The organism is Paenibacillus apis (assembly GCF_018333295.1).
In the GTDB taxonomy this organism is placed as follows: Bacteria; Bacillota; Bacilli; order Paenibacillales; family Paenibacillaceae; genus Fontibacillus; species Fontibacillus antibioticophila.
Genome location: NZ_BORS01000018.1, coordinates 25,955 through 51,928 on the forward strand (window position 1 = coordinate 25,955; position 25,974 = coordinate 51,928).

Genomic DNA, 25,974 nt, shown 5'->3' on the forward strand with positions numbered 1-25,974 from the left:
TGTTACGAATGAACCGATTAAAGGGTCCAAAAGGTGGGTAACGATATGAAAACTGGATCTCCCATATACCTTGATCATGCGGCCACTTCATGGCCCAAGCCAGAGCGTGTAAGTCAGAGTATGTTGGAAATACTAAACGGACCGGCAGCCAATTCCGGCAGGGGAAATTATCGGATGGCTATGAATGCGGGAAGATCCATCCTGCAGACCCGAACCGCACTGGCTCAATTACTGCAGGTTGATAATGCTAACGATATTGTATTTACCTCCAATACAACTGAAGCATTGAATTTGGCCATTAAAGGCTGTTTGCGTGAAGGAGACCATGTCGTCGCAACGATGATCGAGCACAACTCTGTACGCAGACCGTTAGAATATCTCAAGCGCATTAAAGGAATCCAAGTAGATTATATTCCGGTAAGCGCGCAAGGGATATTAGATTTAGCTGAACTGAAGGAACGGGTTACCTCGCAGACCAGACTCGTCGTCTGTGCTCATAGCTCTAATCTGCTGGGCTCGATTCTCCCCGTGGAAGAAATCGGAAAAATTGCTCATGCTGCAGGGGCGCTGCTGCTGATAGATGCTGCTCAGACCATTGGCTGTTATCCGGTGGATGTGAAGCAGACAGGTGCTGATATGATTGCTTTTCCAGGGCATAAGAGCTTGCTTGGTCCGCAGGGGACGGGAGGGCTGTACATTCGCCCGGATCTGGAATTGGAGCCATTGCTTCATGGCGGCACCGGGAGTCAGTCGGAGGCTGTAGAAATGCCAAAGGTGCGTCCAGACCAATATGAAGCCGGAACGCTCAATACGGTAGGTATTGCCGGCTTAGGCTCAGGCGTCAGGACGGTTATGGAGTACGGGATAGAGAAGATTTATCAGCATGAATGGCAGTTAACCCAACAGCTGATGCAGGGCTTGCTTGAGATTAAAGGACTAACGTGTTTGGGGCCGGAATTAGGCGTGCCGCGCACCGGACTGGTAGCCTTTACGCTGGAAGGATGGGATGCCGCCGAGGTCGCATTCCGTCTGGACCGGCAATATCAAATTTCCGTTCGGGCCGGATATCATTGTACTCCGCTTGGCCATATGAGCGCAGGGACTACAGGCCGCGGAGCGGTTCGGGCTAGTGTCGGGTATTCAACTACGGTGCAAGAGATAGAAGCACTGATATCAGCAATGAAGCAGATTGCACAGTGATATTTTAACTAGGGGAGATTCAAATGCAGGAGTGGAATGCACTTTTATTGGACCAAATGATCTGGATCGTAATGGGATTCGTAGTGATCCTCCTCTGGCTGCTACTCTGGAACCTGATTCAGGGCAGCAAGCTTCGGGGAATGCGTAAACGATACAATCAAATGATGGCTGGAACAGGGATTGAGGATCTGGAAGGCTTACTAATTGATCTGAAGAATCAGCAGGCTCTCCTTGAGGAGAATCAGAACGATCATAACCTGCAGCTTGAACGTATTAATCTATTGCTGCCGAAGCAAAAGGCGAAGATTGGAATCAAGCGCTATAATGCATTTGGTGAACGTGGAAATGAGTTGAGCTTCTCCGCCGCCTTCGTGGATGATCAGAAAAATGGAATCATTATCACCGGCCTATACAGCAGAGACGGTTCCTATGTCTATGCTAAACCGCTGGAGCATGGGCAGTCCAGCTATGCGCTCTCCTCGGAAGAAGAGGAAGCTATTGCCCTTGCCGGTAACGAGGCCTAAATCCGCGGTGCCATTCTTGGATCGCCGTATATAAGGAATTGGAAATTATTTCCGATAATCGCATAACTAGACTAAGCCGGGTATTTTGCAGCACAAAATACTCCATAAAGCCGCCGACATTGACGATGCCTGTTAGATGGATATCGCCGACCGGCGGTAATTCTTTATTAACGCCTGCTCCCGGGCGGAGAGGGCCTTGTACAACTTGAATGGAGCCAACGCTGGAGGTTTGACCCAGGCAGGCATCGATCCCTATAATGAAAGGATTCCGAAAGCTTTGATTGATTTTTTCCAAGGTATCTTTTAAATTCATAGCATGGACCGGTTCTTCAAGCGTCCCGAACAGATGAAACAGCTTGCCCGACTGATTCAGCTTCGCAAGTGAGGTTCCAACGAGGGGGCCGAGACAGTCGCCTGTGGAACGGTCTGTTCCAATGCAGATAACGATCATTTCTTGCCCATGACTAATCTTGGTAAAGTGAAGAAGAAGACGGTGAATGATCGCGGCATGGATATCCGGTTCGGTATGAGGCATTTTCAGATAAGGGATTTCTTGTGATGGTGCTGTTATGGCTGGTTGAATAGATGACATGGAATCTTCCTTCCTTAATCTAGAATGAAGTAGCCCTTGGAATATTAGTAGATAGTATATGGAAATCATTGAGAATATATACTCGGACTAAAGTCTCGGATTGAAACAGAGGAGGAGAATGGATGGAGAACAGCCTAGTGATGGCATTTGACTCCACACAGCAGGCGCTGCGGGCAGAGATGCTGTTAGAATATGCGGAAATTGAGATTGATCTGTGCCCTACGCCGAAGGAGATTACCGCAGGATGTGCCTTATCCATTCAGTTCGGTTCAGAGGATCTGAAGAGGGTCACGGAGATTGTTCATGACCAGTCCGTGGAGATCAGGGGAATTTTCAGACGATCCGCTTCCGGGTATGAAGAGCTATAAGTTGAACTATAAAAGCTACGTAAAAAGGGTAGTTCAGCTTAGATAGCTATGAAGGAGGAGAGGCGGAATGAGGCTTGCAAATTGGCGTTTTCAACAATCGACGGGTGTCATCGATGAGGCTATGAGCTTCAAAAATAAGGTCTGGGATTGGTTAACGAATACGGGCATGTGGGAAACTGTGCTGTTCTCAGCCCTTCGTATCTTACTGATCCTTATCCTGACCCGCTTTGCGATTAAACTGTTGTTCAGTGTAATAGACCGTTCCTTGGAACGTCAGGAGAAGGGGCGGATGCAGGTCAACCCTCGGAGATTTATAACGGTAGGGGAACTGCTGAAAAATGTGGTCTCGTTTGCAGGGAACTTTGTGATGGTCATGCTGATCCTGGGGGAGCTAGGCGTACAGCTGGCGCCGTTAATTGCCGGAGCCGGGGTGCTTGGGCTGGCGATTGGTTTTGGTGCGCAAAATCTGGTGAAGGATGTGATCACAGGCTTCTTTATCATCCTGGAGGATCAATTTGCCGTAGGTGATGTCGTTCAAATCGGCACGCTGAAGGGGACGGTTGAAATGATCGGCCTTCGCTCCACGAGACTGGTTAGCTGGACCGGGGAGGTGCATATTGTTCCGAACGGCTCGATTACGAATGTAACGAATTACTCGATTGGAACGGCGCTTGCTGTGGTCGATTTGCCCTTCAGCAATAGCCGAAAGCTGGAGGATACCATCGAGCTGCTAAAGAAGGCTATGCTGGAGCTGAAGGACAGCAGCAGCCTGGCTAATAGGGTTCCAACCGTACTAGGTGTACAATCGTTGACAGCAAGCGAGTATGTTATTCGTATAGCAGCGGACTGTCCGCCGGGAGTACGTGCTGATCTGGAGCGTGAGATTCAGATGTATGCGAAGGAAGCACTCGAAGAAGAGGAGGCTCTTCGTCTTACTGCCGAGGCCGAAAAGACGGCTGAATAGATCAACATATGGTACGCTGTATTTAAGGTTGTTAAATTGATGAGAAGGGGGAGAGGACGATGGAACGTAAAGTTTTTCAATTAGGTGACATTGTATTAATGAAGAAAAACCACCCTTGCGGGAGCAATGAAATGGAAATTATTCGAATGGGGATGGATATCCGGATTAAATGTGTCGGCTGCAAGCATAGCGTATTGGTGCCGCGGGCCAAGTTCGAAAAGAATATGCGGAAGGTAATCCGGTCTGCTGCCGAGTCCTCCGCGGATCCTTCTGACGCTGATGCCGGGACCGAAAACAGCTAATCCAACCATAAGTGTGAAGGGTTGTGAAGTAAAAGCTTTCTGCAAGAAAGGTTATTAGCAACTCTTCCCACTATTGCTAACGGACATTTTGAACGATTAGCCGACTTTTTCGTTACCATACGACTGGCGCTGACTATGAATTCAACTTGCAATCCTAAAAAAATCATGATACAATCATTCTTGCTTGCTGTGGAGAGGTACCCAAGAGGCCCAAGGGGGTTGACTCGAAATCAATTAGGCGTCGCAAGGCGTGCGTGGGTTCGAATCCCACCCTCTCCGCCATTTTACTTCTATATAAGAACATGACCTTTGCCGGTTAGGCAGGGTCTTTTTTATGTCTATGCAAGCCAAAAGGACCCTTTCGGGTCCTTTATGGTTGACGGTATGCTTAATGGGAATTCTTCTCTCACAACCCAAGAAACTTCGATGTGTGCGTATGCAGCTCGAATGAGTGAAGAGGGGTCTTCCTTATCCGAGATCTTGGCTTCTGTCACGAAGTGAATAAGACTCCAGAAATGATGTTACCATCGGACACCTCCAACGGAACCACACCTCTCTTTGCATCACCGTCTGATTGTATTATGTGCAGAATGCAGGGTTCTATACACGAAAGTTTTAAAAACAGTTCTTTCAGCAAACAGCTTAGTGTACGCGTGCTTTCTCGGCCTTTTTCCACTTTCTGTCCTTATTCGAGGTTTCCGGAAATGTCTCTCCGCGCTCCAAGGTAACCCGCTTGGGGTTCTGAATTTGGGTATGGAAGCTGCGCGCTTCACTGACTTCTACATAAACGCCCGGGTTCGGCGCTTTGTCGCCCGGCTCGAATTCCGTTTGCTCGCCCACTTTGTTGTTCCTCCTTTCTGCCCCGAGAGGGGAATCAAATATATTGTTTGTAATGCAGGGTTAATCATGTACAAGTAAGAACCGATAATTATTTACATACATAAATTTGGCAGAGGGGATGATTGGACATGGGAAAACGCACGAGGGGAATGATCATTATGGTCATCATAGCGCTCGTTATTCCGCTGATATCGGATAATCAGGTACAAGCCATTGGTGCAGGAATTGGAATCTTCGCTCAACGAAATGAAGACAACTCCATTCTGGTGGAAGGATTGGCTGAGGCCTCATCTTTGAATATCGAGTTAAGGGACGAGGATGAAAAGGCCTTCTTCTCCGCTACAGTACAGGTAAATAAAGAGGGGTATTATTACCTTGTCACGCCTGCTTTTAAAGAAGAGGTGTTCAAGGAATCCAGGCTCTCCAAATACAATTACGGTATAGGGGTTTATGTGACCATACCGGGAGGAGCACAGGCGGCGACGACTTTGCCGGATTACCGGGACCGTTACGAAACGCCAAGCCGTTATGAAAAATATCGAGAGGGCTATCAAGAACCAACACCCGTAAAGTTTGAACAATATGGAGTAGGGTCTCAAGCCATCATTGCCAAGGATCCAACCCAGTTGAAAGCTGTAGATTCACCCGTATCCGTAGCCGCCAGTGAAGCCCATACCTTGGCACTCGGGAAGGATGGTCAACTTTATGGTTGGGGGAAGAACACGAACCACGAAATTAGCGAAAGCGAAATGCCGGTTCTTCCGCCGACGCTCATTACCACCAACTCAAAGATCCGGAAAATCGAAGCGGGGGAGAAATTCTCCTTATATATTACAACGGATGGAGAACTATACGGTTGGGGAGATTTGAAGGATCTCGGGATAAAGACCGTTACCGGGACACCGACCAAGATTACTTTAATCAGTGAGCCGATTGCCGATATGAATGCTTTTAATCGAGGAGTAGCACTCCTGACTAATGACGGGAATGTTTATCAGTTAGGCGGAGTTGGTTGGGCTAATGAGGATGCGCGTGAATTCATACATAATCATTACAGGAAAATATTAATCCAGGATGCAGTATCGGTATCCATGAGCAACCTTAAAGGCTACGCTTTAAAGAAGGACGGAACCTTATGGAGTTGGGATAATTCCATTGTGGAAGGGCAGACGACCAAAGCTGAACAAATTGCCGGGTTCAAGGATATCCAAAAGTTTGATGCAGCCAATACAAATAATGAATATATCGTTGCCATAGACAAAAATGGCGAGTTATGGGGATATGGAGACAATTCAGCAAGACAGCTTGGACAGAAGGTTCCTTCCCAATTGAACAAACCGACGAATATTACGACTATGGCACTAAGATACAACAAGCAAACAGGCTGGAGCGCGGCCGGCAAAAGCCTGAATTATACCTCGGTTACATTAACGGTAAACGGCGTCCTGCTGCTTACCCAAAACAAGGAATTGTTGACGTACAATACTTATCCGCGGCTTGGGGACTTGAACAAAAACGTAAGCTTTATTGAAAATACGAGCCGGAATATCTTTTGGATCAGCGGAGGAAAATTATGGGTTTGGGGATATGACAATACGTATGGTCAACAAGGTATGGGAGTCAAAGTAAAGTAACTTTAAAGTAGAGATTTTCAGCAACCTAATCTAGGTTCTTGCACGGCGGTTCCCGATTTGATATACTACTATGGTGCGAGTTTAGACTCGCTCCTTGCTCCATGTGCAACAGGATGGGGCCATAGTCCATAAGGAGGTGAACCAAATGCGCAAATACGAATTGATGTACATTATTCGTCCTGATCTTGAACAAGAAGCTGTTCAAGCGGCAGTCGAAAAATTCCAAGGCATCATCCAAAACGGCGGCGAAATTACAAAGCATGACGTGATGGGCAAACGCCGGCTTGCGTATGAGATTAACAAGATCCGTGATGGAGTTTACGTTCTCGTAAACTTTACTGCAGCTCCAGAAGTAGTTGCTGAGCTTGAGCGGATTCTGAAGATTTCCGACGAGGTTATCCGTTATCTCATTACTAAAGACGTTGCCTAATCCGTAACTGAGTAATTTAATGCCCGAAGGAGGGGATTTGATTGTTGAACCGTGTCATTCTGATTGGACGACTTACCCGGGATCCGGAGCTGCGTTATACACCATCCGGTGTGGCTGTAACTCAGTTTACCATTGCGGTAGACAGACCGTTTACTTCGCAAGGCGGAGAACGTGAGGCGGATTTCATTCCGGTAGTTACCTGGAGACAGCTTGCGGAGACTTGCGCAAATTACTTGCGTAAAGGTCGCTTGACTGCTGTGGAAGGGCGAATTCAAGTTCGGAATTACGAAAATAACGAAGGTAAGCGTGTATACGTCACTGAGGTTATTGCTGATAATGTCCGTTTCTTGGAATCGAACCGCGAAGGTGCATCAGGTGGCGGAGGACCGCGTGAGGAAGCTCCATTTGCTGGCGGCGGCAATGCCGGGCGCAGCAATAATAATAACTCCTCCCGCAACAACGATCCATTCTCCGATGACGGGAAACCGATCGATATTTCGGATGACGATTTGCCATTTTAATTTGGAAAGGACTGAAAAGCATGAGCTTCAAACAAAGAGAAGGCGGAGACGACAAGAGACCGGCTCGCCGCGGCGGCCGTAACAAGCGTCGTAAAGTGTGCTACTTCACTGCGAACAAAATTACTCACATTGACTATAAAGACATCGAGCTGTTGAAGAAATTCATCAGCGAGCGTGGTAAGATTTTGCCACGTCGTGTAACAGGCACTAGCGCAAAATACCAACGTCTGTTGACCGTTGCTATCAAGCGTTCGCGTCAAATCGCATTGCTGCCATACACTACTGAATAGTATAAGCTGTTCAAATAAAAAGCTGACCTGTACAGAACGTACAAGGTCAGCTTTTTTGTGTTTAAAGCAACAGCTTTTAGAGGCTCAATCTGTTGCTCTCCGACGGACTCCTTACACTTTAATCCAAAACAGTATAAATTAATCACTTCAATATTCTAAGCCCATTTTGGTCGGTTTTTAACGTTAAAAAATGTCCTCCATACGTGGACTATCGTCACTTTAGAAGATCTAAAAATGAATGAATATACATTACATGAATTTTACAATTCAAGTAACCTTTTAAAGAGATAAATAAAAAAAGGTAGGCGATAAAGTGGAAAAGTACTTGGAATATTAGCTGACATAGAGTATATTATTTATTAAATTCAAGCAATCCCAAATTTTTACGTGATTATTTAGAACAAATCAATGTAAAAATTTTTTTAATTCAATTTTGACCAGTGGTTATTTATTCATATTATTGAATATTAATGAGCTATTGAATACCTCCTCTTATAGACATCCATCGGCTAATTACTACATCAAAACCTTAAATCTATTAATTATCGATTAAATTCGTCAAAATTCTTCTTTGTTAGGGTGATTAATTTGAGCGAAGAGTTGTTGAAAATTGAGAATTTAACCACCTCTTTTCGGATTGATGATGATTATTATGCAGCTGTGGATGACGTTTCACTCACGGTTAGAAAGAATGAAATCCTAGCGATTGTAGGAGAGTCGGGTTCTGGCAAAAGTGCGCTTGCCTACTCGATTATGGGCCTGCATACCCGGGCAAGAATGGAAGGGCGTATCTATTTCGGGAAGCAAAATCTCGTTGGAATGCCTGCGAATCAACTGAACAAATTGCGCGGGAAGGATATCAGCATGATTTTTCAAGACCCCTTATCTGCACTTAATCCTCTAATGACCGTCGGTAGACAAATTGAAGAAGTCATATTGCTTCATCAGCCTGCATCAGGTAAAGCGGAGCGCAAAAGGCAGGCGATTGAGCTGCTTGACAAGGTTGGCATTCCTCGTCCTGAAGTCACCTACCTGCAATATCCGCATGAGCTTTCCGGAGGGATGAGGCAGCGTATTGTCATAGCCATTGCTATCGCAAACGGACCGAAGCTGCTCATTGCTGACGAACCGACAACCGCACTCGATGTAACGATCCAATTGCAAATTCTCGATCTGATTCGAGAACTGAAGAATGACATGGAAGCCGGGATTATCTTAATCACTCATGATCTTGGGGTTGTCGCCGAAATGGCCGACCGTGTTGCGGTCATGTATGCCGGACAGATTGTTGAGGTAGCAGATATCTATACCCTGGTGACTAACGCAAAGCATCCCTATACCAGGTCTCTGCTGAACTCGATCCCGACCGTAAACGAAGTGAAGTCTAAATTACACGTTATTCAAGGGATTGTCCCGTCATTAAAAAATCTTCCTCGGGAAGGCTGCCGCTTTGCTCCGCGGATTCCCTGGATCGAGTCCGAGAAGCATGAAGCACATCCGGAAATGCATGAAATAGCGGAGGGACATTTTGTCCGCTGTACATGCTACAAGCATTTTTACTTTCCGGCTCATTCGGAGGAGGATAGCGAACATGTCAATTCTTGAAATCAAAGATTTGAAGGTGCACTATCCGATTCGGGGAGGCATCTTTAGAACTGTTGTTGATCATGTAAGAGCGGTGGATGGCGTTAATATGACGATTGAGGCAGGTCAAACCTACGGCTTGGTAGGAGAGTCGGGCTCCGGGAAAACAACGATGGGCCGGGCTGTGATCGGACTAAATCATATTTCCAGCGGAAGCATCAAATTTGAAGGCAAGGAAATTGGGCATATCAAAGGCCGTAGCCGCTTTGGACGAGATATTCAGATGATATTCCAGGATCCATACTCGTCTTTAAACCCGAAGAAGCGGGTAGGGGATATCATTGCAGAGCCGCTGCGCAATTTTGAAAAGCTGTCTCCGCAAGAGGAGAAGAAGCGCGTCCACGAGTTGTTGGAGCAAGTGGGACTAAGCCCGGAATCCTTTTTAAAGTATCCCTATCAGTTCTCGGGAGGGCAGCGACAACGTATCGGGATTGCAAGAGCGATTGCCTTAAGGCCCAAGTTGATCATCGCCGACGAACCCGTCTCTGCTCTGGATGTATCGGTGCAAGCGCAGGTCCTGAACTTTATGAGGGAGATTCAAAGGGAACTCAACCTGACCTTTTTATTTATAAGCCATGATCTAGGGATTATCCGACATATGTGCGACAAAATCGGGATTATGTACAAGGGACGATATGTGGAGGAGGGGACGGCCAATGATATCTTTGAAAGTCCTCAGCACATCTATACCAAGCGTTTGATCGCAGCGATTCCAGATATTGATCCTAGCCATCGGGAGCAGCAGGTAGAGTTCCGTCGCTCTGTCCAAGAGGAGTACAAGGAAGCTCACCGGAGATATTTTGACGAGAACGGATTGGTTTATCCCTTAAAGCCGGTTTCGGACACACATTTCGTGGCGCTGCCTCAGAAAGGTTGAAAGCTATGTGGAAGACAATTGTTCGAAGAGTACTCATTATGATCCCTCAGATCTTCATTTTAAGTATCGTTCTTTTCTTAATGGCAAAGGCCATGCCGGGGGATGCCCTTACCGGATTGATTGATCCGAGCCTCGACCCGGATGCTCTTGCGGCGATGCGAGAGAAGCTGGGGCTGAATAATCCGTGGTATGTGCAGTATTGGGACTGGATATCGAATGCGGCGCAAGGCGACCTGGGCAACTCGTTCAAGTATAAAATGCCGGTTACCGAGCTGATTTCCCAGCGTGTCTCCAATACGTTGTGGCTGGCGCTTGCAACGCTCATTCTGACCTATTTGATCGCCATTCCTCTCGGCATCATTAGCGGCCGCTACAATGATACTTTTTTCGATCGCATTATTTCGGGATACACCTATATCGGCTTCGCAATGCCGCTGTTCATATTTGGCTTACTGATGCTGTGGTTCTTCGGATTTTACTTGGGATGGTTCCCTACTGGAGGCTCTGTGAATCCTAGAGCAACGGAAGGGATTGGGTATGTCTTAAGCAAGATTTATCATCTGCTGTTGCCTGCACTGAGTATGGCGCTGATCGGAGTAGTTAGTACCGTGCAATATCTCAGGAACGAAATCATTGACACGAAGCAGAAGGATTTTATTATCACCGCCAGAGCAAAGGGAGCCTCCGAATCCCGTGTCTACAACCGTCATATTTTTAGAAATTCCTTGCTCCCGATCGCCGCATTTCTAGGCTTTGAAATTACCGGACTTATTGGGGGAACGGTATTTATCGAGTCCATATTTGCCTATCCGGGAATGGGGCAGCTCTTTATCCAATCGATTGTGGGGCGCGACTTTAGTGTAGTTATAGCCGTTGCATTGTTGTTTGGGATAGCATCAATCGTTGGTGCGCTGATATCGGATATTATTCTAAACATTGTGGATCCTCGTATTCGCATAAAATAATTTAGGAAAAATTCGGGGTGAAAGAAATGGCGAATGCAAATGCGGAATTGATCCAGCCAGAGGACTATAGCAAGAGCCCGTCAGGCTGGCGCGTACTGTGGCGAGAATTGGTTCGGGATAAGGTAGCCCTAGTCTCTTTACTATTTTTGGGCCTCATTATTGTGGTGGTCTATGGGGTATCCCTATTCCTTGATCAGAAGGAAGTGGTAAAGGTAGACCTCTTCGCCCTATACCAGCCGCCTTCCGCAGATTTCTGGCTAGGTACGGATTACGGCGGACGGGATGTATTCGGGCAATTGATCATCGGTGCCCGCAATTCCATCACGATCGGTGTAGTAGTCACCTTGCTGGCAGGATTAATCGGACTTGTGGTTGGACTTGTAGCCGGTTATTTCGGTGGTCATGTAGACAACGGGATCATGAGAGTGGTGGACTTCTTCATTATTCTCCCTTTCACCATGATCGTTATTATCTTCGTAACCATCGTTCCCAAATATAATATTATTCAATTTTGCTTGATTATGACCAGCTTCTTATGGATGAGCAAGGCGAGGTTAATTCGTTCCAAAACCTTGCAGGAAAGAGAACTGGAATATGTACAGGCATCAAGAACCTTAGGCTCTTCTAATTTAAGAATTATGGTCATGGAGGTGCTGCCGAATTTAACCTCGATTATCATTGTTTCAATGACTCTGAGTTTGGCGGGAAATATTGGACTTGAATCAGGACTTTCCTTCCTTGGATTTGGTTTCCCTGAAAGCACGCCAAGTCTGGGAACCCTGGTTGGCTATGCCAGAAATCCTCAGACACTGGAGTCCAGATGGTGGATTTGGTTACCTGCATCATTACTGATCTTGGCAATGATGTTGAGTATAAATAATGTCGGCCAAGCGCTGAAGCGCGCGACAGATGCAAGACAAAGAAAAGGATAAAAAGGGAGGAATCTATCCATGAAAAAGTCGAGTTGGTCAAGGTCATGGCAAGTCGTGTTAATGCTAACCTTAGTGTTGGCTTTGGCGGCATGCAGCTCCAATGGGGGCAACAATTCAGCAAACCCGGGAACTGGAAATAACACGCCTTCAGAGAATACGTCCAATCAAGGTGAGAACAGCACCGACGATGGCAAGCCAAAGGCGGATGCTGACGGCAATTTTAATATCGCTGATTTTACCAATGTGAAGACAAACCGCGGAGAGCCGATTCAAGGCGGAAGCATCACCTTCGGTTTGGTAGGGGACTCCCCGTTTGAAGGCACGCTTAATTTCAACTTCTATTCCGGAGCTCCGGATGCGGAAGTCCTTGAATGGTTCGATGAAGGCTTGCTGACTTGGGATTCCAACTATGTGTATACCAATGATGGAGCTGCTACCTATGAAGTATCGGAAGACGGACGGACCTTCACCTTCACCATCCGCGACAACGTGAACTGGCATGACGGTGTTCCGGTAACGGCTGAAGACTGGGAGTTCGCCCATGAGGTCATTTCCCATCCGGATTACAATGGCCCTCGCTATGGTTCTGATTTCACCAATATCGAAGGGGTTGTAGAGTATCATGAAGGCAAGGCAGACAAGATTTCAGGGATTAAGGTGCTTAATGACAAGCAACTTCAAATCACCTACATTAAATCTACGCCTTCCTTGCTGACAGGCGGGGTTTGGATTTATCCATTAGCCAAGCATATCTTCAAGGATATTCCAGTAGCTGATATGGCCGCTTCTCCACAAATTCGTCAGAACCCGATCGGTATTGGCCCGTTCAAGGTGGAGAGCATTGTTCCGGGCGAATCGGTTGTCTATAAGAAGAATACCGATTACTGGCGCGGCGAGCCGCTCCTGGATGAAGTGATTCTGAAAGTAATCCCTGCAACGACTGTTGTTCAAGAGTTGAAGAGCGGCGGGGTTGACCTCGTAAGTGATTTCCCGGTTGACCAATATCCGGATAACGCGGATATGTCCAACGTCGAATTCCTGGGTATTATCGACCGTGCCTATTCCTATATCGGCTTTAAACTTGGAACATGGGATGCCGAGAAAAAAGAAATTGCTATGAATCCAAATGCAAAAATGGCGGATGTAAACTTGCGTAAAGCCATGTGGCAGGCGGTCGACAATGACCAGGTAGGCAAGAAATTCTACAAAGGTCTTCGTTGGGGCGGAACGACACTAATTCCACCTTCACATCCTGATTTCCACGATGCTTCCAATCCAGGCGTAACCTTTGATATTGAAGCCGCGAAAAAAACCTTGGACGATGCGGGCTATGCCTATGACGGCGAATGGCGTACAAAACCGGACGGATCTCCGCTGGAAATCAATTTTATTTCGATGACAGGCAGTGACATTTCCGAGCCGTTGGCTCAATACTATGTACAGTCCTGGGCTGCCATTGGTCTGAAGGTTAACCTTGAAATGGTAGAATTTAATACGTTCTATACCAAGGTTGGCTCGGAAGGTACAGATGACCCGAACGTAGATGTGTACATGGGTGCATGGACAGTAGGTATTGACGTGGATCCAACAGGTCTGTACGGACACGATGCGCTGTATAACTTCCCGCGTTGGGAATCTGAAGAAAATGATCGTTTGCTGGCAGAGGGCGTATCTGAGAAAGCTTTTGATGTTGAATATCGGAAACAAGTTTATAAAGAATGGCAGCAATATATGGTAGAACAAATTCCGGTATTCCCTACCTTATATCGTTCCCTCTTGTCTCCGGTGAATGAACGAATCGTCAACTATGCGATTGGCGATGGAACCGGCTTCTATCGTTACAACATCGGTGTAACTGAAGATAAGCCTGTTGTCGCAAAATAATTTTTCGTTCAACTCATTTAGAACCCTTCAAGGGTACTGAAAAGGGGCTGTCCCAAAGACTTGATCTGCGGGAGGGCCCCTTCGGCATGCAAGCAGGAGACTATGCACAGCCTGGGCTAAGCGCGAATGGAAGCTTTCGCGATAGCTTATGCACGACGTCATGACCTACCGCGCCTAAAGTTGCGCCTCCCCTCACGATGCTTCGACCTTGCGCCGAAACTTTGTCTGTCCTGCCAGTACGGAAGTTTTTCTCCGAAATTAACTGTCCCACGGGCATTCCGGTTTTTCTCCAAACTTCAATCGCCTACAGGACGGTATGACTACTTCATTCTGCTCATGCTCATCCGGCCGCAATATCGCAATTTAATGAAATCACTTCCCTTAAAATCTTCATTCGACGCACGAACCCACTTTTAGTGAAAAAACTTACCTTAGATCGCCAGTAACTAGCCAAACCCGTGTATTAGTCAACTTTAAGTACAAAAATTTCACTATATCCTCATTTCTATTATTTCCACTGAATTTAAGGTAAGTTTTTTCACTGCATGCGTAAGAACCACATTTTCATACGATCGACCGATCAAAGAGCAACGCAGAATCATCAGCTTGCCTGCTTTGTATTTCTGTGCTCTAGTGGAATTAGGGGCCGTCATTTAGGGATTTGACCCCTGCACTGCCAATATCCGACGCGGTAACTTTGTTGAATCGAAAATCGTCTGTATGGTATAGTACGAAACGGTAGGATATTTACATGTGAGGACCATATCAGATTCTTCATGAGATACATTACCTGGATGGAGGCATATATATGAAAGAAAGCAAAAAACGGACGTCCCCGAAGAAGAGAAGCGGCATGCAAAAAGCGTTGATCGTGCTGCTCGTTCTCGTAATTGCCGGGGCAGGCGCATTTGTATTCCGCAAGCCGCTTGCTGTTATGGCATTTGATTTGTTCTTATCCGGTCAGGTGGAGAAGAAGCTGGAGCAATCCTACTCTCCGCTTGAAGAAGAGCAGCAGCAGCCGGTGATTGTGGTAAAAGAGGAGAAAATGGAGCCGTTCAGCATGCTCTTGCTTGGGGTAGACCAACGGGCAAATGAACCGGCCCGCTCAGATACGATGATCTATGCGGTTGTCCGGCCGGAGGAGTCGAAGGTGCTGTTGGTGTCGATTCCGCGGGATACGTATACCGAGATTATCGGCAAGGATAAGGAAGACAAGATTAATCATGCTTACGCCTTTGGCGGCGAGAAGATGACGAAGGATACGGTAGAGAATTTCCTTGGCAGCCCGGTAGATTATTATGCGGCGATCAATTTTGAAGGCTTAAAGCAGGTTGTCGATGCATTAGGCGGTATAGAGCTTCCGATTACGAAGGACATTGTGAACAAGCAGAAGGATCATGAGAAATTCACGATTAAAGCAAATAAACCATTGTATGAAGGACAAGAGGCGCTTAACTACGTTCGATACCGGGAGGACAGCGACTTCAATCGGACCAAGCGGCACCAGATCTTCCTGAATGCGATTGTGGACCGGATGCTGAAGCTGGATCAAGTGTCCAAAATCCCAAGCTTGATGGATATGATGGGTGAGAACTTCAAGACGGATATGCTGCCAAGCGACATTATTGAACTGTCGAAGAAGGTGCTGCTGGGCCCATCTCCGACGATTGAGGGCTTTACTATTATGGGAGAAGGCTTCCGTAAGAATGGGATATACTATGATGCGGCTGACGAAGAAGATCTGGAATTCGCAAAGCAAATGATCGCCAGCTGGAGCAATCCGGACACCGAGCCGCAGGAGTTGCTGCTCCCTGCAGATGCGGAGAAGGATGCAGCATCTTCGAGCACAAACAATGCGAGCAATACGTCAGCGACGGACACAACCAGTCAATAATCGGCAACATTCGAAATCCCCTATACAGGCCTTGATATGTTAGACTGAATATAGCACTTATCTAAATAAATGATCTCTCGGCAGTCCGGTATACCGGCTGCCGATTTCGCGCCATGGCCTCAAGCGCCGCTCATATGCAGAACAGGCACGCGAATTAAATGAGGAGGGCTTTTTAAATGAATATTGCGTTTTTCTTACTTCCGAAGAATGATGTTGTGACCGTTACAATGGATTCGACATTGAGGCAAACGCTCGAACGGATGGAGTTCCACAGGTACACAGCCGTACCTATTCTGGGACGGGATGGAGTCTACGTCGGGACCGTCACCGAAGGCGATCTCCTGTGGTACATGAAAAATTCTGACGGCAAGGTGACATTTGAGAACGCTTCAAAATTTTATCTGCGGGAAATCCCGCTGAAGCTGAACATCAAGCCGGTATCCATTGATGCCGATATGGAGGACCTGATCAATCTGGCGAAGGTTCAGAACTTTGTGCCCGTCGTTGACGATATGGGCCGGTTCATCGGCATTGTCCGCCGCAGTCAGATTATTGAGTACTGTGAGCGATTTGTGTCCAGAAATACCGGAGTGCCCGGGATGTAATATTCGGTGTGTAATCGGCCCCTCGTTGCTTCTCTTGAGGGGCATGCTTTATGCTATAATGTAGAATAATGCTTTTTTGGGAGGGTGAAGGCTGCCGTCTATGCAAAAGGAAATGGATATCGCCAAGCGTGCGAAAGTGATTGAATGGTTGAAGACCGAGGTTGTCGATCACGTATCCCGATTATTCAAGGCCTTGTGGGAAGGCAGCACGACACGCATCATGGACAGCCTTGCCAGCCTGATGGTTAGCAGTTACATACTGGGACGCCGGCTGGGTATATCTTATCGGGATCTGGATGAAGCGATTCTGGATAAGCTGAAGAAGCATAAGCAAGAAGGACACCAGTTGGAAGACTGGTATCAGGATATCTCCACACTGGAAGAACATATGCGTAAGAGGTGAACCCACTTGAAATTCCGCTGGACATCGGTGGCCTGGAGCATCGTGTATTTGCTGCTTCTGCTGTCACTGGCAACACCGCTGACGGTCGTCACGACTTTCTTTTTGATTGTGCCGGTCGTCGTGCTTTATGCGACACTATCTTTTCGGGGACTGGCGCTGCATCTTGTTCCGGTCTGGCTGATCGCTGCGCTGATCTTCGGTCCGGCCATATTGCTGCAGGCGGTCTATTTCCTGATTCCTGCCGTCATTATGGGGCACCTCTATAAAAAAAGGACCTCCGCGCTCAAGGTCTTATTCATCGGGACGGGCTCCATTACGGCCTTGTTCCTGCTGCTGCTGCTGATTACGACCATCTGGTTTGATTTCAATCTGGCAGTCATGATCGAGGAAATGCTGAATTTAGCCATGGCGCCTTTGCAAAATATGACGGACACTTCGCTTGCCGGCGGGGCAGTTTGGACTCCGGAGCTGAGCCAGCAGCTTTCGGTATTTACGGTCCGCATGATTCCGTTCACGATTATTGTATGCTCGCTGGTGCTGGCAAGCCTCACCCATGCGATTGTCCGTCCGACCCTGGCAAGTATGGGACATATTGTTCCCAAGCTGCCGCCGCTTCGCGACTGGCGTTTCCCGCGCTCCTTGATCTGGTATTACTTGGTTGGATTGATTCTTCAGCTATTTTCAGGCTCGTCCATCCCGAATACCTTTATAGGTACAATCCTGCTGAATATGATGCCTTTGCTGCAGTTCTTGTTCTTGATTCAGTCGGCCAGCCTGTTCTTCTTCTTGGCGTACCACAAGAAGTGGAATCCTGCGATTCCGGTTTTGCTTGTCATAGCGGCTTTATTCCTTGCACCGTTGCGCATTGCCGGGATGCTTGATATTGCATTTCCGCTGCGAGAGAAGCTCACGAGACCAAAATGATAGGGTGAAAAGGCATGCCAAGTTTACTGCAAAAACGCTGGCACGGATACCAGACCGTATGGATGTTCCTGCTCCAGCTTCTGCTCGTCATTTTCGTCAGCTTCTACAACTGGATTCTCGGACTTGTTGCACTCTGTCTGGTCGGAGCACTGGCGTATTTTATGCTGCAGGCGGAGCGCCGCTTCCGCAAGGAGCTGGTGAAGTACGTCACGGATTTGACGTACAGGATCAAACGGGTGGAGGGCGAAGCGATCGGACGCCTGCCATTCGGTATCCTGCTGTTCAGCGACGATCGGGTCGTCGAATGGCACAATCACTATGTCGCGGGAGTCTTCGGCAAGGACACCGTTGTCGGCCAGCCTTTGCCTGAGCTGCTGCCCAGCTTGCCGTTTCCGGCAAGAGATAAGAAGGATATCAAGCCCGGCAAGCATACGATTGAGGTCGTGGCGGGCGGACGTTACTACGAATTGTCGGTGGATCATGAGGAACGCTTGATCTACTTCCACGATATTACCGAGCTTGCGCTTCTGCGGGAGCGGTATGAGAATGAGCGCGTGGCGCTGGGGATTATTCTGCTGGATAATCTCGACGAGGCTGCGCAAGGCATGGACGATCAGCAGCGGACCGCGCTGATCGCCCGCGTCGCACAGGCGATCACGGAATGGGGGAAGCAGTATCGGATTTATCTGCGCCGACTGTCTTCCGAGCGGTATCTGATGATCCTGAATCAGAGATCGCTGAACGAACTGGAGCAGAGCCGGTTCGTGATCCTGGACGAGGTCCGCGAGATGACCGCGGACCTGAAGGTGCCGATGACGCTCAGCATCGGCCTTGCCTTTGGCACCGAGCGCTTCAGCGAGCTGGGCGAGCTGGCCCAGTCGAGTCTGGACATGGCGCTTGGGCGCGGGGGTGACCAGGCCGCTGTGAAGGCTGGTCAGCGGCTCTCGTTCTACGGCGGCAAGACGGGCGCCGTAGAGAAGCGGACGCGCGTGCGTGCGCGCGTCATTGCGCATGCGCTGCGCGATCTGATGCAGGAGAGCGATCGCGTGATCATTATGGGCCATCGGATGCCCGATCTCGACGTGATCGGGGCATCCATCGGCGTCATGAAGGCCGCCGATATGTACAAGGTGGAGGCCCATATTGTGCTGGATGAGTCGAATCCAGGCATCGAGCGCTTGATGGAGCGGATCCGCCAGGAAGAACCGCTGATGCGCCGGTTCATCTCGCCGGAGCAGGCGCTCGGCATGATGACCCCGCATACGCTGCTGGTGGTCGTGGATACCCATAAGGGCTCGATCACGATGGAGCCGAGGCTGGTTGATGTGGCCCGCCGGGTGGTGGTCGTCGATCATCATCGGCGCGGAGAAGAATTTATCAATGATGCTGTGCTCGTCTACCTGGAGCCATATGCTTCATCCGCATGCGAGCTGGTCACCGAGCTGCTGCAATACATTCATGAGAAGGTGGAATTAAGCCCGCTTGAAGCTACGACGCTGCTTGCGGGGATTACCATCGATACGAAGCATTTTGCTCTGCATACCGGATCGCGGACCTTTGAGGCCGCCGGATTCCTGCGCCGCATGGGCGCCGATACGGCCTTGGTGCAGCGGGTGCTCAAGGAGGATTTGCAGGAGTATATTGCTAAGGCGGATATTATCAAGCATGCCCGCATGATTCATAACCATATTGCGCTCGCCGTGACCGAGGAGAACCGTAAAATTCCGCAGCTATTGATCGCTCAGGTCGCAGACACGCTGCTTAACATGACTAATGTGCTCGCTTCGTTTGTCATTAGCGAGCGTCCTGACGGATTGATCGGGATCAGCGCCCGTTCACTCGGCAGCATGAATGTACAGGTAGTCATGGAACGCCTTGGCGGAGGCGGGCATTTAACGAATGCCGCAGTACAACTGGAGGGTACCCAGGCGGAAGCAGAGCAGAAGCTTCTGGCCGTTCTGGATGAAATTGAGAAGGAAGAGGGGTTATTCGAATGAAGGTTATCTTTTTGAAGGATGTTAAAGGACAAGGCAAGAAGGGTGAGATCAAGGAGGTATCGGAGGGCTACGCACAGAACTTCCTGATCCCGCGCGGGCTGGTTCGTCCGGCTACCGATGGCAACGTGAAGACACTGGAGAACCAGACTGCCGCAGAGGCCAAGCGCAAGGAGCGCGAGAAGGAAGAAGCAGCGGAATTGGGCAAGAAGCTGGAAGAGATGACGGTAACCTTGAAGGCAAAGGCTGGAGAGGGCGGCCGCCTGTTCGGAGCGATTACGAGCAAGCAAGTGGCGGAAGCGCTCGAAAAGGCCGGTGTCAAAATCGATAAACGGAAGATTGAAATGCACGATCCGATTCGTTCGCTTGGCGTTACTCAAGTACCGGTGAAGCTTCATCCGGAAGTGAAATCGACGGTCAAGGTTCAGGTCACGGAGGAATAAGATGAGCGTAGATCCTTATTACGACCGCATCCCTCCGCAGAATCTGGAAGCAGAACAAGCGGTGCTTGGCGCGATCCTGCTTCAATCCGAAGCGCTTATTACGGCCATGGAGCGGGTTCGTACCGAGGATTTCTACGATAAGCCTCACCAGCTCATTTATGAAGCGATGGTGCAGCTGGGGGAGGAAGGGCAGCCGATTGATCTGGTCACGCTGACCTCTCGTCTGCAGGATCGCGGCGAGCTGGAGGAGACGGGCGGGGTCAGTTATTTGGCCAAGCTTGCACATGCTGTTCCGACTGCGGCAAACGTGGATTACTATGCCCGAATCATCGAAGAGAAATCGATGCTCCGGCGCTTGATTCGTACAGCAACACAGATTGTCAGCGACGGCTACACGGGAGGCGAGGACGTCTCCGGTATGCTCAGCGATGCCGAGCGCCGGATTCTGGAGATCTCCAACCGCCGCTCCGGCAGCGGCTTTATTGCCATACGCGATGTATTGATGGAGGTGTTCGACCGGGTCGAGCAGCTTCACCAGAACAAGGGGAACACCACCGGCATTCCGTCAGGGTTCGTCGATCTGGACAAAATGACGTCCGGCTTTCAGCGGAATGACCTGATTATCGTAGCCGCACGGCCATCCGTGGGTAAGACCGCCTTTGCGCTGAATATCGCGCAGAACGTTGCGGTGCGTGCCAAAGAGACCGTGGCGATCTTTAGTCTGGAAATGTCGGCGCCCCAGCTGGTACAGCGGATGATCTGTGCCGAGGCCAATCTGGACGCCGGCGTGATGCGGACCGGTGATTTCAAGAACGATGATGATTGGTCCAAGCTGACGATGGGCATCGCGGCCTTGTCCGAAGCGGAGATTTACATTGACGATACACCTGGTGTCACCGTGGCCGATATTCGGGCCAAGTGCAGACGGCTTAAGAAGGAGAAGGGGCTAGGCATGATCGTGATCGACTACCTTCAGCTCATTCACGGCCGCGGCAAGCCCGGCGAGAACCGTCAGCAGGAGGTCTCGGAAATATCCCGGACGCTCAAGCAGATTGCCCGTGAGCTGGAAGTGCCGGTTATCGCCTTGTCCCAGCTCAGCCGGGGCGTAGAGCAGCGGCAGGACAAGCGTCCAATGATGTCCGACCTGCGGGAATCCGGTTCGATCGAGCAGGATGCCGATATCGTCGCCTTCCTGTACCGGGACGATTATTATAACCAGGAGACCGAGAAGAAGAACATTATCGAGATCATTATCGCCAAGCAGCGGAATGGTCCGGTAGGTACCGTAGAGCTGGTCTTCCTGAAGAACTTCAATAAATTTGCCAATTATGAACGGGCACATAGCGATGCTTTCGCCGGATAGTCTATTTTTCCGAACAAATCGATATTTATCCCTTAATTTCCGAACAATCATTCACGCCAGTGGGTGATTGTTCGTTTTTTAATTTGACTTTAAAAATGGAGACTGGTAAACTGGTATTGCTGCTTTGATGCGCTAAATTAATGCAAATGGTCAGAGCGGCAGGATTCAGTTGCAGTCACAATTACGGGTGAAGCGGCCAAGCGGCACAGCGTCATCTTAATTCAAGCAAATACAGGTGCGAAGGCACCGGGCGGGGGAATGTACATGTCAACGGTAGTTGTTGTAGGAACCCAATGGGGAGACGAAGGTAAAGGTAAAATCACGGATTATCTGGCGGAGAGCGCAGATGTGGTGGCCCGTTATCAAGGCGGTAACAACGCCGGTCACACCATACTTATCGATGGCAAGAAGTACAAGCTCAGCCTGATTCCTTCGGGCGTGTTCTATTCAGATAAGAAGTGCGTAATCGGCAACGGGATGGTTGTGAATCCGTCCGCGTTGATCGATGAAATAAACTACATTCACGAAAATGGCTTTACGACAAAGAATCTGGTAATCAGTGACCGTGCTCATGTCATCATGCCGTATCATATGGTGCTGGATGCCCTGGAGGAAGACCGCAAGGGACCGAACAAGATCGGTACGACTCGCAAGGGAATCGGCCCGGCTTATATGGATAAGGCGGCTCGCAGCGGTATCCGGATTGCCGACCTGATGGATCCGGAGGAATTCGAGCTCAAGATGCGTCACCTGATGAACGAGAAGAATCATGTGATTCAGCAGGTCTACGGCGCAGAGCCGCTGGATGTTGAAGAAGTGCTGCAGAAGTATCTGGAATATGCGGAAGTGCTTCGTCCTTATGTCACCGATACCTCTGTAGTATTGAATGAGGCGATTGACGCGGATAAAAAGGTGCTGTTCGAAGGGGCGCAGGGCGTGATGCTGGACATCGACCAAGGCACCTATCCGTTCGTTACCTCATCCAATCCATCGGCTGGCGGCGTCTGCATCGGCTCCGGGGTAGGGCCTTCCAAGATCGATCAGGTGATCGGGGTGGCAAAATCCTATACGACCCGCGTCGGGGACGGACCTTTCCCAACCGAGCTGAACGATGAGATCGGCGATTTCATCCGCGAGACGGGCCATGAATACGGCACCATAACCGGACGCCCGCGCCGGGTCGGCTGGTTCGACAGCGTCGTTGTCCGCCATGCCCGTCGTGTGAGCGGGTTGACCGGACTGTCATTGAACTCGCTTGACGTGCTTACAGGTCTCAAGACGGTTAAAATCTGCACCGGCTATAAATACCGCGGTGAAGTTATCACTCACTATCCGGCAAGCCTTAAGATGCTGGCGGAATGTGAAGCCGTGTACGAAGAGCTTCCGGGCTGGAGCGAGGACATCTCCGATGCGAAGACGCTGGAGGACTTGCCGGAGACGACACGCAACTATGTGAAGCGCGTATCTGAACTGACCGGTATTCCGATTGCGATCTTCTCGGTAGGCCGCAACCGCAGCCAGACGAATCAGGTTCTGCCAATCTACGAATAATAAAGTAACCATCATAGGCCGCTTCCTGCGAACCGTTATTTTCTACGGTATGCAGGAAGCGGCCTTTTTGCTGTATTTCACATCTGCTCTGCTCGTAGTCGGATGGGAGAAGTAGTAGAAAGAGTCTATCTTTCTGACTAGCCTGCTCATTTACTCTTAGGGGAGGTTATATCTCCACTTTGCCGTCCATACTGGAAATAGAGTAGACAGATGCGCAGCCGAATCACTAGCATCCGTTCTATCAAGCGGATGCTTGGAAGCTAGAATGAACCGGCTGACGGCGGGATTGCAGAAGGAGGAAAGTTAGTGAAATGGTTGCTTAAATTCGCAAGACTGGGGCTGGTTGTGGTTATGGTCACACTGCTGACCGTGCTCACGACGGGGTATGTGGTAAATACGTACATTCAAACGCTGCTTGGCAGCTATAATCTGCCTATAGCCGGCCAGGCGCCAAGCCTGGGCAGTATGATGAAGGGAATGCTGGGATTCGACTCGCAGGGTGCTCCTGATCCGAAGGATCAACCCGCACCGGACAGTAACGGACAGACAGGACTGGATGCGGCAGGAGCTTCGGGAACAGACCGCTTGGGAGAGGACAGCACCTCGGAGAATCAAGAGGAAAACAGGGATACCGACAGCTCGCCGGTGGAGGGCGAGGCAGAGGAGGAGGCTCCAGAGGGCTCCGTCCCGGTCATGGGCGGCATTGCAGGGGAGGCAGCAGGTGCGGGACAAGACCAGCAGGTATTGGTAAGCCCGGACGATCTGCTCGCGAAGAAGGACGAGCTAAGCGACAGTGAGAAGGAAGAGGTATTTGCCACCTTGATGAGCAAGCTTCCTCAGGAGGAAATGCTGAGAATGAGCGAGCTGATCGAAGGGGGATTAACGGAGACGGAAATGATCGAGATCGAACAGATCCTGTCCAAGCATTTAAGTAAAGAAGAATATGCCAAAATCTTGAATTTATTAAAAAAATAGCGTTCACATTCACAGGATTGTAAATAAAGAATCAACGGAAGAATTTGCATAAAAAGCCGGGGGCCTAAGTATAATAAAGGCTTCCGGCCTTCTTGGCATGAGTTGAAATGTTAAAGCTGACTGTGTTACTCTTAACAAGGATATAAAAGGTTAAAATTTTGACATCATTTCATGTCGATTTCAGTTGAATTGTAAAGGAGAACAGCAATGAAAGGTTTCAGGGGGATGCGCTGGCAGCTATGGCGCAAGGATAAAGACACCGATCAAAATAATCAAAGCCACCCGGACAGCCAACAAAGCAAGTTCAGACCGATATCAGAACTGACAAGACGCTTGAACATGACTCCCAAGCTTCGGACGATTGCAATCAGTGCGGTTGCCGTTTTTGTACTGGGCGGCGGGGGTTATTTTGCAACAGTAGAATATGTGGAAGCACATACGGTAGCTTTTTACCGTGTATACGTCGGAGAACAAGAAATAGGGACTATAGAAGAGGAGCAGCAGCTTCAGGCGTTGTTCCAGGAGAAGCAAGAGGAATACAGCGAGAAATATCCGGAAGTGGAGATGGCCGTACATACGGAGGGCATCAAGGCGGTTCCGGATCAGGCTTATAAGGCTGAGGTCAACAGTGAAGAGACGCTGGACAAGCTCTATGGCATGCTTACCGGCTATGCCAAGGGTGTTGAACTGAAGGTGGACGGCAAGACGATTGCCATTGTTAAGGACCAAGAGACCGCTGATCAGATTCTAGAGCAGATTAAGACCAAGTATGCTCCCGAGCTGAAAACGGCCTCTGTTCCTGCGTTCGTAAGTAAGGTGGCCAAGACGGGCGGCAATAGTGCGGCCTTATCAAATGCTGCCGCAGATACCGGGGCAACAGAGGATCCGGACAATGCGCTGGAGAAGGTCTCGATCAAGGAGCAAGTGAATGTCCAGGAGGTGGATACCGCTCCCAATAAAGTGATGGCGGCCAGTGATGTGGTAGCAAAAATTTTAGAGGGCGACGAAGCTGCGATTACGTACGAGGTGCGCGAGGGAGATACGATTTCTTCGATTGCAGCAAAATACGGAGTAACACAGCAGGAGCTGTTCAACCGCAATCCCGGGGTAAAGGAGCGTACGCTTCAAATCGGCACAGAGCTTCAGATCCAGGCGGTACAACCGGCGCTTACGGTTACTACGGTAGAGCGAGTCTCTGAGCAGCTGGTAACCGAGCCGCAGGTCATCATCCAGAAGAGCGATGAGATGCGTGCAGGCGAGACAAAGGTACTGTCGCTAGGCGAGAGCGGGCTTAAGACGATGAAGTATCGTGTGACGAAGGAAAACGGGGAAGTCGTCGAAGAGGAATGGCTGGGCCAAGAGGTGATCAAGGAATCGAAGCCGAAGGTTGTTCTGGCCGGTACGAAGATTGTTCGGGGAATCGGTACGGGTGATTTTTCCTGGCCGGTGTCCGGGGCGAAGCTGACGAGCAGCTACGGCAAGCGCTGGGGCAGGACGCATAAAGGCATTGATCTTGTCTCCTCGAACAAGAGCATTCTATCCGCCGATGATGGGATTGTTACCTTTGCCGGCACGAAGTCCGGATACGGCAATTGCATTATTGTCGATCATCAGAACGGGTATCAGACCCTGTACGGCCATTTGAGCAAAATCTCGGTCAAGAAGGGGCAGATCGTGGAGAAGGGCACCAAGCTGGGCGTCATGGGCAATACGGGACGCTCGACGGGTACGCATCTGCATTTTGAAATCCATAAGGATGGCAGTGTTCAGAACCCGTTGAAATACTTGTAATCAATAGGCAGATAGCACCTGGCCCGAGCCCCCGCGTCCGTGAAAAGGACGGGGAGCTCGGGCC

At 49.3% G+C, this 25,974-nt stretch carries 26 protein-coding genes and 1 tRNA gene; 25 read left to right on the forward strand and 2 right to left on the reverse strand.

The window, feature by feature from the left end; translation table 11 throughout:
• Positions 1–45 precede the first annotated feature (45 nt).
• Positions 46–1,200 carry an aminotransferase class V-fold PLP-dependent enzyme gene (locus KI362_RS21145; RefSeq protein WP_301630246.1) on the forward strand — a complete coding sequence of 385 codons (1,155 nt, stop codon included), beginning with the start codon at positions 46–48 and terminating at the stop codon, positions 1,198–1,200.
• Between the two features lie 23 nt (positions 1,201–1,223).
• Entirely contained in the window at positions 1,224–1,724 is a 501-nt protein-coding gene (locus KI362_RS21150) for a DUF4446 family protein (protein WP_301630250.1), read from the forward strand.
• Here the strand turns inward: KI362_RS21150 and yyaC are convergent.
• Positions 1,696–2,316 carry a spore protease YyaC gene (gene yyaC, locus KI362_RS21155; protein WP_301630252.1) on the reverse strand — a complete coding sequence of 207 codons (621 nt, stop codon included), beginning with the start codon at positions 2,314–2,316 and terminating at the stop codon, positions 1,696–1,698. The two genes, KI362_RS21150 and yyaC, sit on opposite strands and share 29 nt — an antisense overlap.
• Before the next feature lie 122 nt (positions 2,317–2,438).
• Here yyaC and KI362_RS21160 point away from each other — a divergent pair, with 122 nt between their 5' ends.
• The 4 genes from KI362_RS21160 (at position 2,439) to KI362_RS21175 (ending at position 4,232) form a co-directional block, all read left to right on the forward strand.
• Complete coding sequence (locus tag KI362_RS21160; RefSeq protein ID WP_301630254.1) at positions 2,439–2,684, forward strand: DUF3343 domain-containing protein; 246 nt, start codon at positions 2,439–2,441, stop codon at positions 2,682–2,684.
• A 67-nt stretch (positions 2,685–2,751) separates the two neighbouring features.
• Positions 2,752–3,648: a mechanosensitive ion channel family protein gene (locus tag KI362_RS21165; RefSeq protein WP_301630256.1), complete on the forward strand. Its 897-nt coding sequence runs from the start codon at positions 2,752–2,754 to the stop codon at positions 3,646–3,648.
• Between the two features lie 59 nt (positions 3,649–3,707).
• Complete coding sequence (locus KI362_RS21170) at positions 3,708–3,950, forward strand: DUF951 domain-containing protein (RefSeq protein ID WP_044481566.1); 243 nt, start codon at positions 3,708–3,710, stop codon at positions 3,948–3,950.
• Between the two features lie 191 nt (positions 3,951–4,141).
• A tRNA-Ser gene (locus tag KI362_RS21175) sits at positions 4,142–4,232 on the forward strand.
• A gap of 360 nt (positions 4,233–4,592) precedes the next feature.
• Here the strand turns inward: KI362_RS21175 and KI362_RS21180 are convergent.
• On the reverse strand, positions 4,593–4,790 hold the full coding sequence (locus tag KI362_RS21180; RefSeq protein ID WP_044481565.1) for a YjzC family protein: 198 nt from the start codon (positions 4,788–4,790) through the stop codon (positions 4,593–4,595).
• Between the two features lie 128 nt (positions 4,791–4,918).
• On the opposite strand from KI362_RS21180, the gene KI362_RS21185 reads away from it, so the two are divergent.
• The 19 genes from KI362_RS21185 (at position 4,919) to KI362_RS21275 (ending at position 25,910) form a co-directional block, all read left to right on the forward strand.
• On the forward strand, positions 4,919–6,424 hold the full coding sequence (locus tag KI362_RS21185; RefSeq protein WP_301630260.1) for an RCC1 domain-containing protein: 1,506 nt from the start codon (positions 4,919–4,921) through the stop codon (positions 6,422–6,424).
• A 145-nt stretch (positions 6,425–6,569) separates the two neighbouring features.
• Positions 6,570–6,854 (forward strand): 30S ribosomal protein S6, encoded by a 285-nt coding sequence (gene rpsF, locus KI362_RS21190; protein ID WP_044481563.1) that lies wholly within the window; start codon positions 6,570–6,572, stop codon positions 6,852–6,854.
• 41 nt (positions 6,855–6,895) lie between these two features.
• Complete coding sequence (ssb, locus tag KI362_RS21195) at positions 6,896–7,375, forward strand: single-stranded DNA-binding protein (RefSeq protein ID WP_044481561.1); 480 nt, start codon at positions 6,896–6,898, stop codon at positions 7,373–7,375.
• A 20-nt stretch (positions 7,376–7,395) separates the two neighbouring features.
• Entirely contained in the window at positions 7,396–7,665 is a 270-nt protein-coding gene (gene rpsR, locus KI362_RS21200; protein WP_044481560.1) for a 30S ribosomal protein S18, read from the forward strand.
• Positions 7,666–8,253: 588 nt separating this feature from the next.
• The gene (locus KI362_RS21205) at positions 8,254–9,270 is read left to right on the forward strand and encodes an ABC transporter ATP-binding protein (protein ID WP_301630263.1); all 1,017 of its coding nucleotides are present in this window, start codon (positions 8,254–8,256) and stop codon (positions 9,268–9,270) included.
• A complete protein-coding gene (locus KI362_RS21210) occupies positions 9,257–10,186 on the forward strand; it encodes an ABC transporter ATP-binding protein (protein WP_044481557.1) in 930 nt (309 codons plus the stop codon). Before KI362_RS21205 ends, KI362_RS21210 begins: the two co-directional genes overlap by 14 nt.
• Before the next feature lie 5 nt (positions 10,187–10,191).
• Positions 10,192–11,151 carry an oligopeptide ABC transporter permease gene (opp4B, locus tag KI362_RS21215; RefSeq protein WP_301630265.1) on the forward strand — a complete coding sequence of 320 codons (960 nt, stop codon included), beginning with the start codon at positions 10,192–10,194 and terminating at the stop codon, positions 11,149–11,151.
• Between the two features lie 26 nt (positions 11,152–11,177).
• Positions 11,178–12,083, forward strand: a complete 906-nt coding sequence (locus KI362_RS21220; RefSeq protein ID WP_044481713.1) for an ABC transporter permease — start codon at positions 11,178–11,180, stop codon at positions 12,081–12,083.
• A gap of 18 nt (positions 12,084–12,101) precedes the next feature.
• A complete protein-coding gene (locus tag KI362_RS21225) occupies positions 12,102–13,967 on the forward strand; it encodes an oligopeptide ABC transporter substrate-binding protein (protein ID WP_301630267.1) in 1,866 nt (621 codons plus the stop codon).
• Positions 13,968–14,775: 808 nt separating this feature from the next.
• A complete protein-coding gene (locus KI362_RS21230; protein ID WP_049895113.1) occupies positions 14,776–15,861 on the forward strand; it encodes an LCP family protein in 1,086 nt (361 codons plus the stop codon).
• A 176-nt stretch (positions 15,862–16,037) separates the two neighbouring features.
• On the forward strand, positions 16,038–16,466 hold the full coding sequence (locus KI362_RS21235) for a CBS domain-containing protein (RefSeq protein ID WP_044481554.1): 429 nt from the start codon (positions 16,038–16,040) through the stop codon (positions 16,464–16,466).
• Between the two features lie 100 nt (positions 16,467–16,566).
• Positions 16,567–16,869 carry a MazG-like family protein gene (locus tag KI362_RS21240; RefSeq protein WP_301630270.1) on the forward strand — a complete coding sequence of 101 codons (303 nt, stop codon included), beginning with the start codon at positions 16,567–16,569 and terminating at the stop codon, positions 16,867–16,869.
• 6 nt (positions 16,870–16,875) lie between these two features.
• Entirely contained in the window at positions 16,876–17,793 is a 918-nt protein-coding gene (locus tag KI362_RS21245; RefSeq protein WP_301630272.1) for a DUF2232 domain-containing protein, read from the forward strand.
• Between the two features lie 14 nt (positions 17,794–17,807).
• Positions 17,808–19,790 carry a DHH family phosphoesterase gene (locus tag KI362_RS21250; protein WP_301630274.1) on the forward strand — a complete coding sequence of 661 codons (1,983 nt, stop codon included), beginning with the start codon at positions 17,808–17,810 and terminating at the stop codon, positions 19,788–19,790.
• On the forward strand, positions 19,787–20,230 hold the full coding sequence (gene rplI, locus KI362_RS21255; protein ID WP_044481549.1) for a 50S ribosomal protein L9: 444 nt from the start codon (positions 19,787–19,789) through the stop codon (positions 20,228–20,230). Before KI362_RS21250 ends, rplI begins: the two co-directional genes overlap by 4 nt.
• 1 nt (position 20,231) lies before the next feature.
• Positions 20,232–21,593 (forward strand): replicative DNA helicase, encoded by a 1,362-nt coding sequence (gene dnaB, locus KI362_RS21260; protein ID WP_044481547.1) that lies wholly within the window; start codon positions 20,232–20,234, stop codon positions 21,591–21,593.
• A gap of 264 nt (positions 21,594–21,857) precedes the next feature.
• The gene (locus tag KI362_RS21265) at positions 21,858–23,144 is read left to right on the forward strand and encodes an adenylosuccinate synthase (RefSeq protein ID WP_301630277.1); all 1,287 of its coding nucleotides are present in this window, start codon (positions 21,858–21,860) and stop codon (positions 23,142–23,144) included.
• 306 nt (positions 23,145–23,450) lie between these two features.
• The gene (locus tag KI362_RS21270) at positions 23,451–24,119 is read left to right on the forward strand and encodes a hypothetical protein (protein WP_301630279.1); all 669 of its coding nucleotides are present in this window, start codon (positions 23,451–23,453) and stop codon (positions 24,117–24,119) included.
• A gap of 207 nt (positions 24,120–24,326) precedes the next feature.
• Positions 24,327–25,910 carry a peptidoglycan DD-metalloendopeptidase family protein gene (locus tag KI362_RS21275; protein ID WP_301630281.1) on the forward strand — a complete coding sequence of 528 codons (1,584 nt, stop codon included), beginning with the start codon at positions 24,327–24,329 and terminating at the stop codon, positions 25,908–25,910.
• Positions 25,911–25,974: the final 64 nt, after the last annotated feature.

What these genes read in the sequence shown, in the direction of transcription:
- KI362_RS21170 (WP_044481566.1), top strand. Translation starts at nt 3,708, where the DNA reads ATGGAACGTAAAGTTTTTCAATTAGGTGACATTGTATTAATGAAGAAA.
- KI362_RS21220 (WP_044481713.1), top strand. Translation starts at nt 11,178, where the DNA reads ATGGCGAATGCAAATGCGGAATTGATCCAGCCAGAGGACTATAGCAAG.
- KI362_RS21225 (WP_301630267.1), top strand. Translation starts at nt 12,102, where the DNA reads ATGAAAAAGTCGAGTTGGTCAAGGTCATGGCAAGTCGTGTTAATGCTA.
- KI362_RS21165 (WP_301630256.1), top strand. Translation starts at nt 2,752, where the DNA reads ATGAGGCTTGCAAATTGGCGTTTTCAACAATCGACGGGTGTCATCGAT.
- rpsF (WP_044481563.1), top strand. Translation starts at nt 6,570, where the DNA reads ATGCGCAAATACGAATTGATGTACATTATTCGTCCTGATCTTGAACAA.
- rplI (WP_044481549.1), top strand. Translation starts at nt 19,787, where the DNA reads ATGAAGGTTATCTTTTTGAAGGATGTTAAAGGACAAGGCAAGAAGGGT.
- KI362_RS21240 (WP_301630270.1), top strand. Translation starts at nt 16,567, where the DNA reads ATGCAAAAGGAAATGGATATCGCCAAGCGTGCGAAAGTGATTGAATGG.
- dnaB (WP_044481547.1), top strand. Translation starts at nt 20,232, where the DNA reads ATGAGCGTAGATCCTTATTACGACCGCATCCCTCCGCAGAATCTGGAA.
- opp4B (WP_301630265.1), top strand. Translation starts at nt 10,192, where the DNA reads ATGTGGAAGACAATTGTTCGAAGAGTACTCATTATGATCCCTCAGATC.
- KI362_RS21145 (WP_301630246.1), top strand. Translation starts at nt 46, where the DNA reads ATGAAAACTGGATCTCCCATATACCTTGATCATGCGGCCACTTCATGG.
- yyaC (WP_301630252.1), bottom strand. Translation starts at nt 2,316, where the DNA reads ATGTCATCTATTCAACCAGCCATAACAGCACCATCACAAGAAATCCCT.
- KI362_RS21185 (WP_301630260.1), top strand. Translation starts at nt 4,919, where the DNA reads ATGGGAAAACGCACGAGGGGAATGATCATTATGGTCATCATAGCGCTC.
- KI362_RS21150 (WP_301630250.1), top strand. Translation starts at nt 1,224, where the DNA reads ATGCAGGAGTGGAATGCACTTTTATTGGACCAAATGATCTGGATCGTA.
- KI362_RS21230 (WP_049895113.1), top strand. Translation starts at nt 14,776, where the DNA reads ATGAAAGAAAGCAAAAAACGGACGTCCCCGAAGAAGAGAAGCGGCATG.
- KI362_RS21160 (WP_301630254.1), top strand. Translation starts at nt 2,439, where the DNA reads ATGGAGAACAGCCTAGTGATGGCATTTGACTCCACACAGCAGGCGCTG.
- KI362_RS21250 (WP_301630274.1), top strand. Translation starts at nt 17,808, where the DNA reads ATGCCAAGTTTACTGCAAAAACGCTGGCACGGATACCAGACCGTATGG.
- KI362_RS21275 (WP_301630281.1), top strand. Translation starts at nt 24,327, where the DNA reads ATGAAAGGTTTCAGGGGGATGCGCTGGCAGCTATGGCGCAAGGATAAA.
- rpsR (WP_044481560.1), top strand. Translation starts at nt 7,396, where the DNA reads ATGAGCTTCAAACAAAGAGAAGGCGGAGACGACAAGAGACCGGCTCGC.
- KI362_RS21210 (WP_044481557.1), top strand. Translation starts at nt 9,257, where the DNA reads ATGTCAATTCTTGAAATCAAAGATTTGAAGGTGCACTATCCGATTCGG.
- KI362_RS21265 (WP_301630277.1), top strand. Translation starts at nt 21,858, where the DNA reads ATGTCAACGGTAGTTGTTGTAGGAACCCAATGGGGAGACGAAGGTAAA.
- KI362_RS21235 (WP_044481554.1), top strand. Translation starts at nt 16,038, where the DNA reads ATGAATATTGCGTTTTTCTTACTTCCGAAGAATGATGTTGTGACCGTT.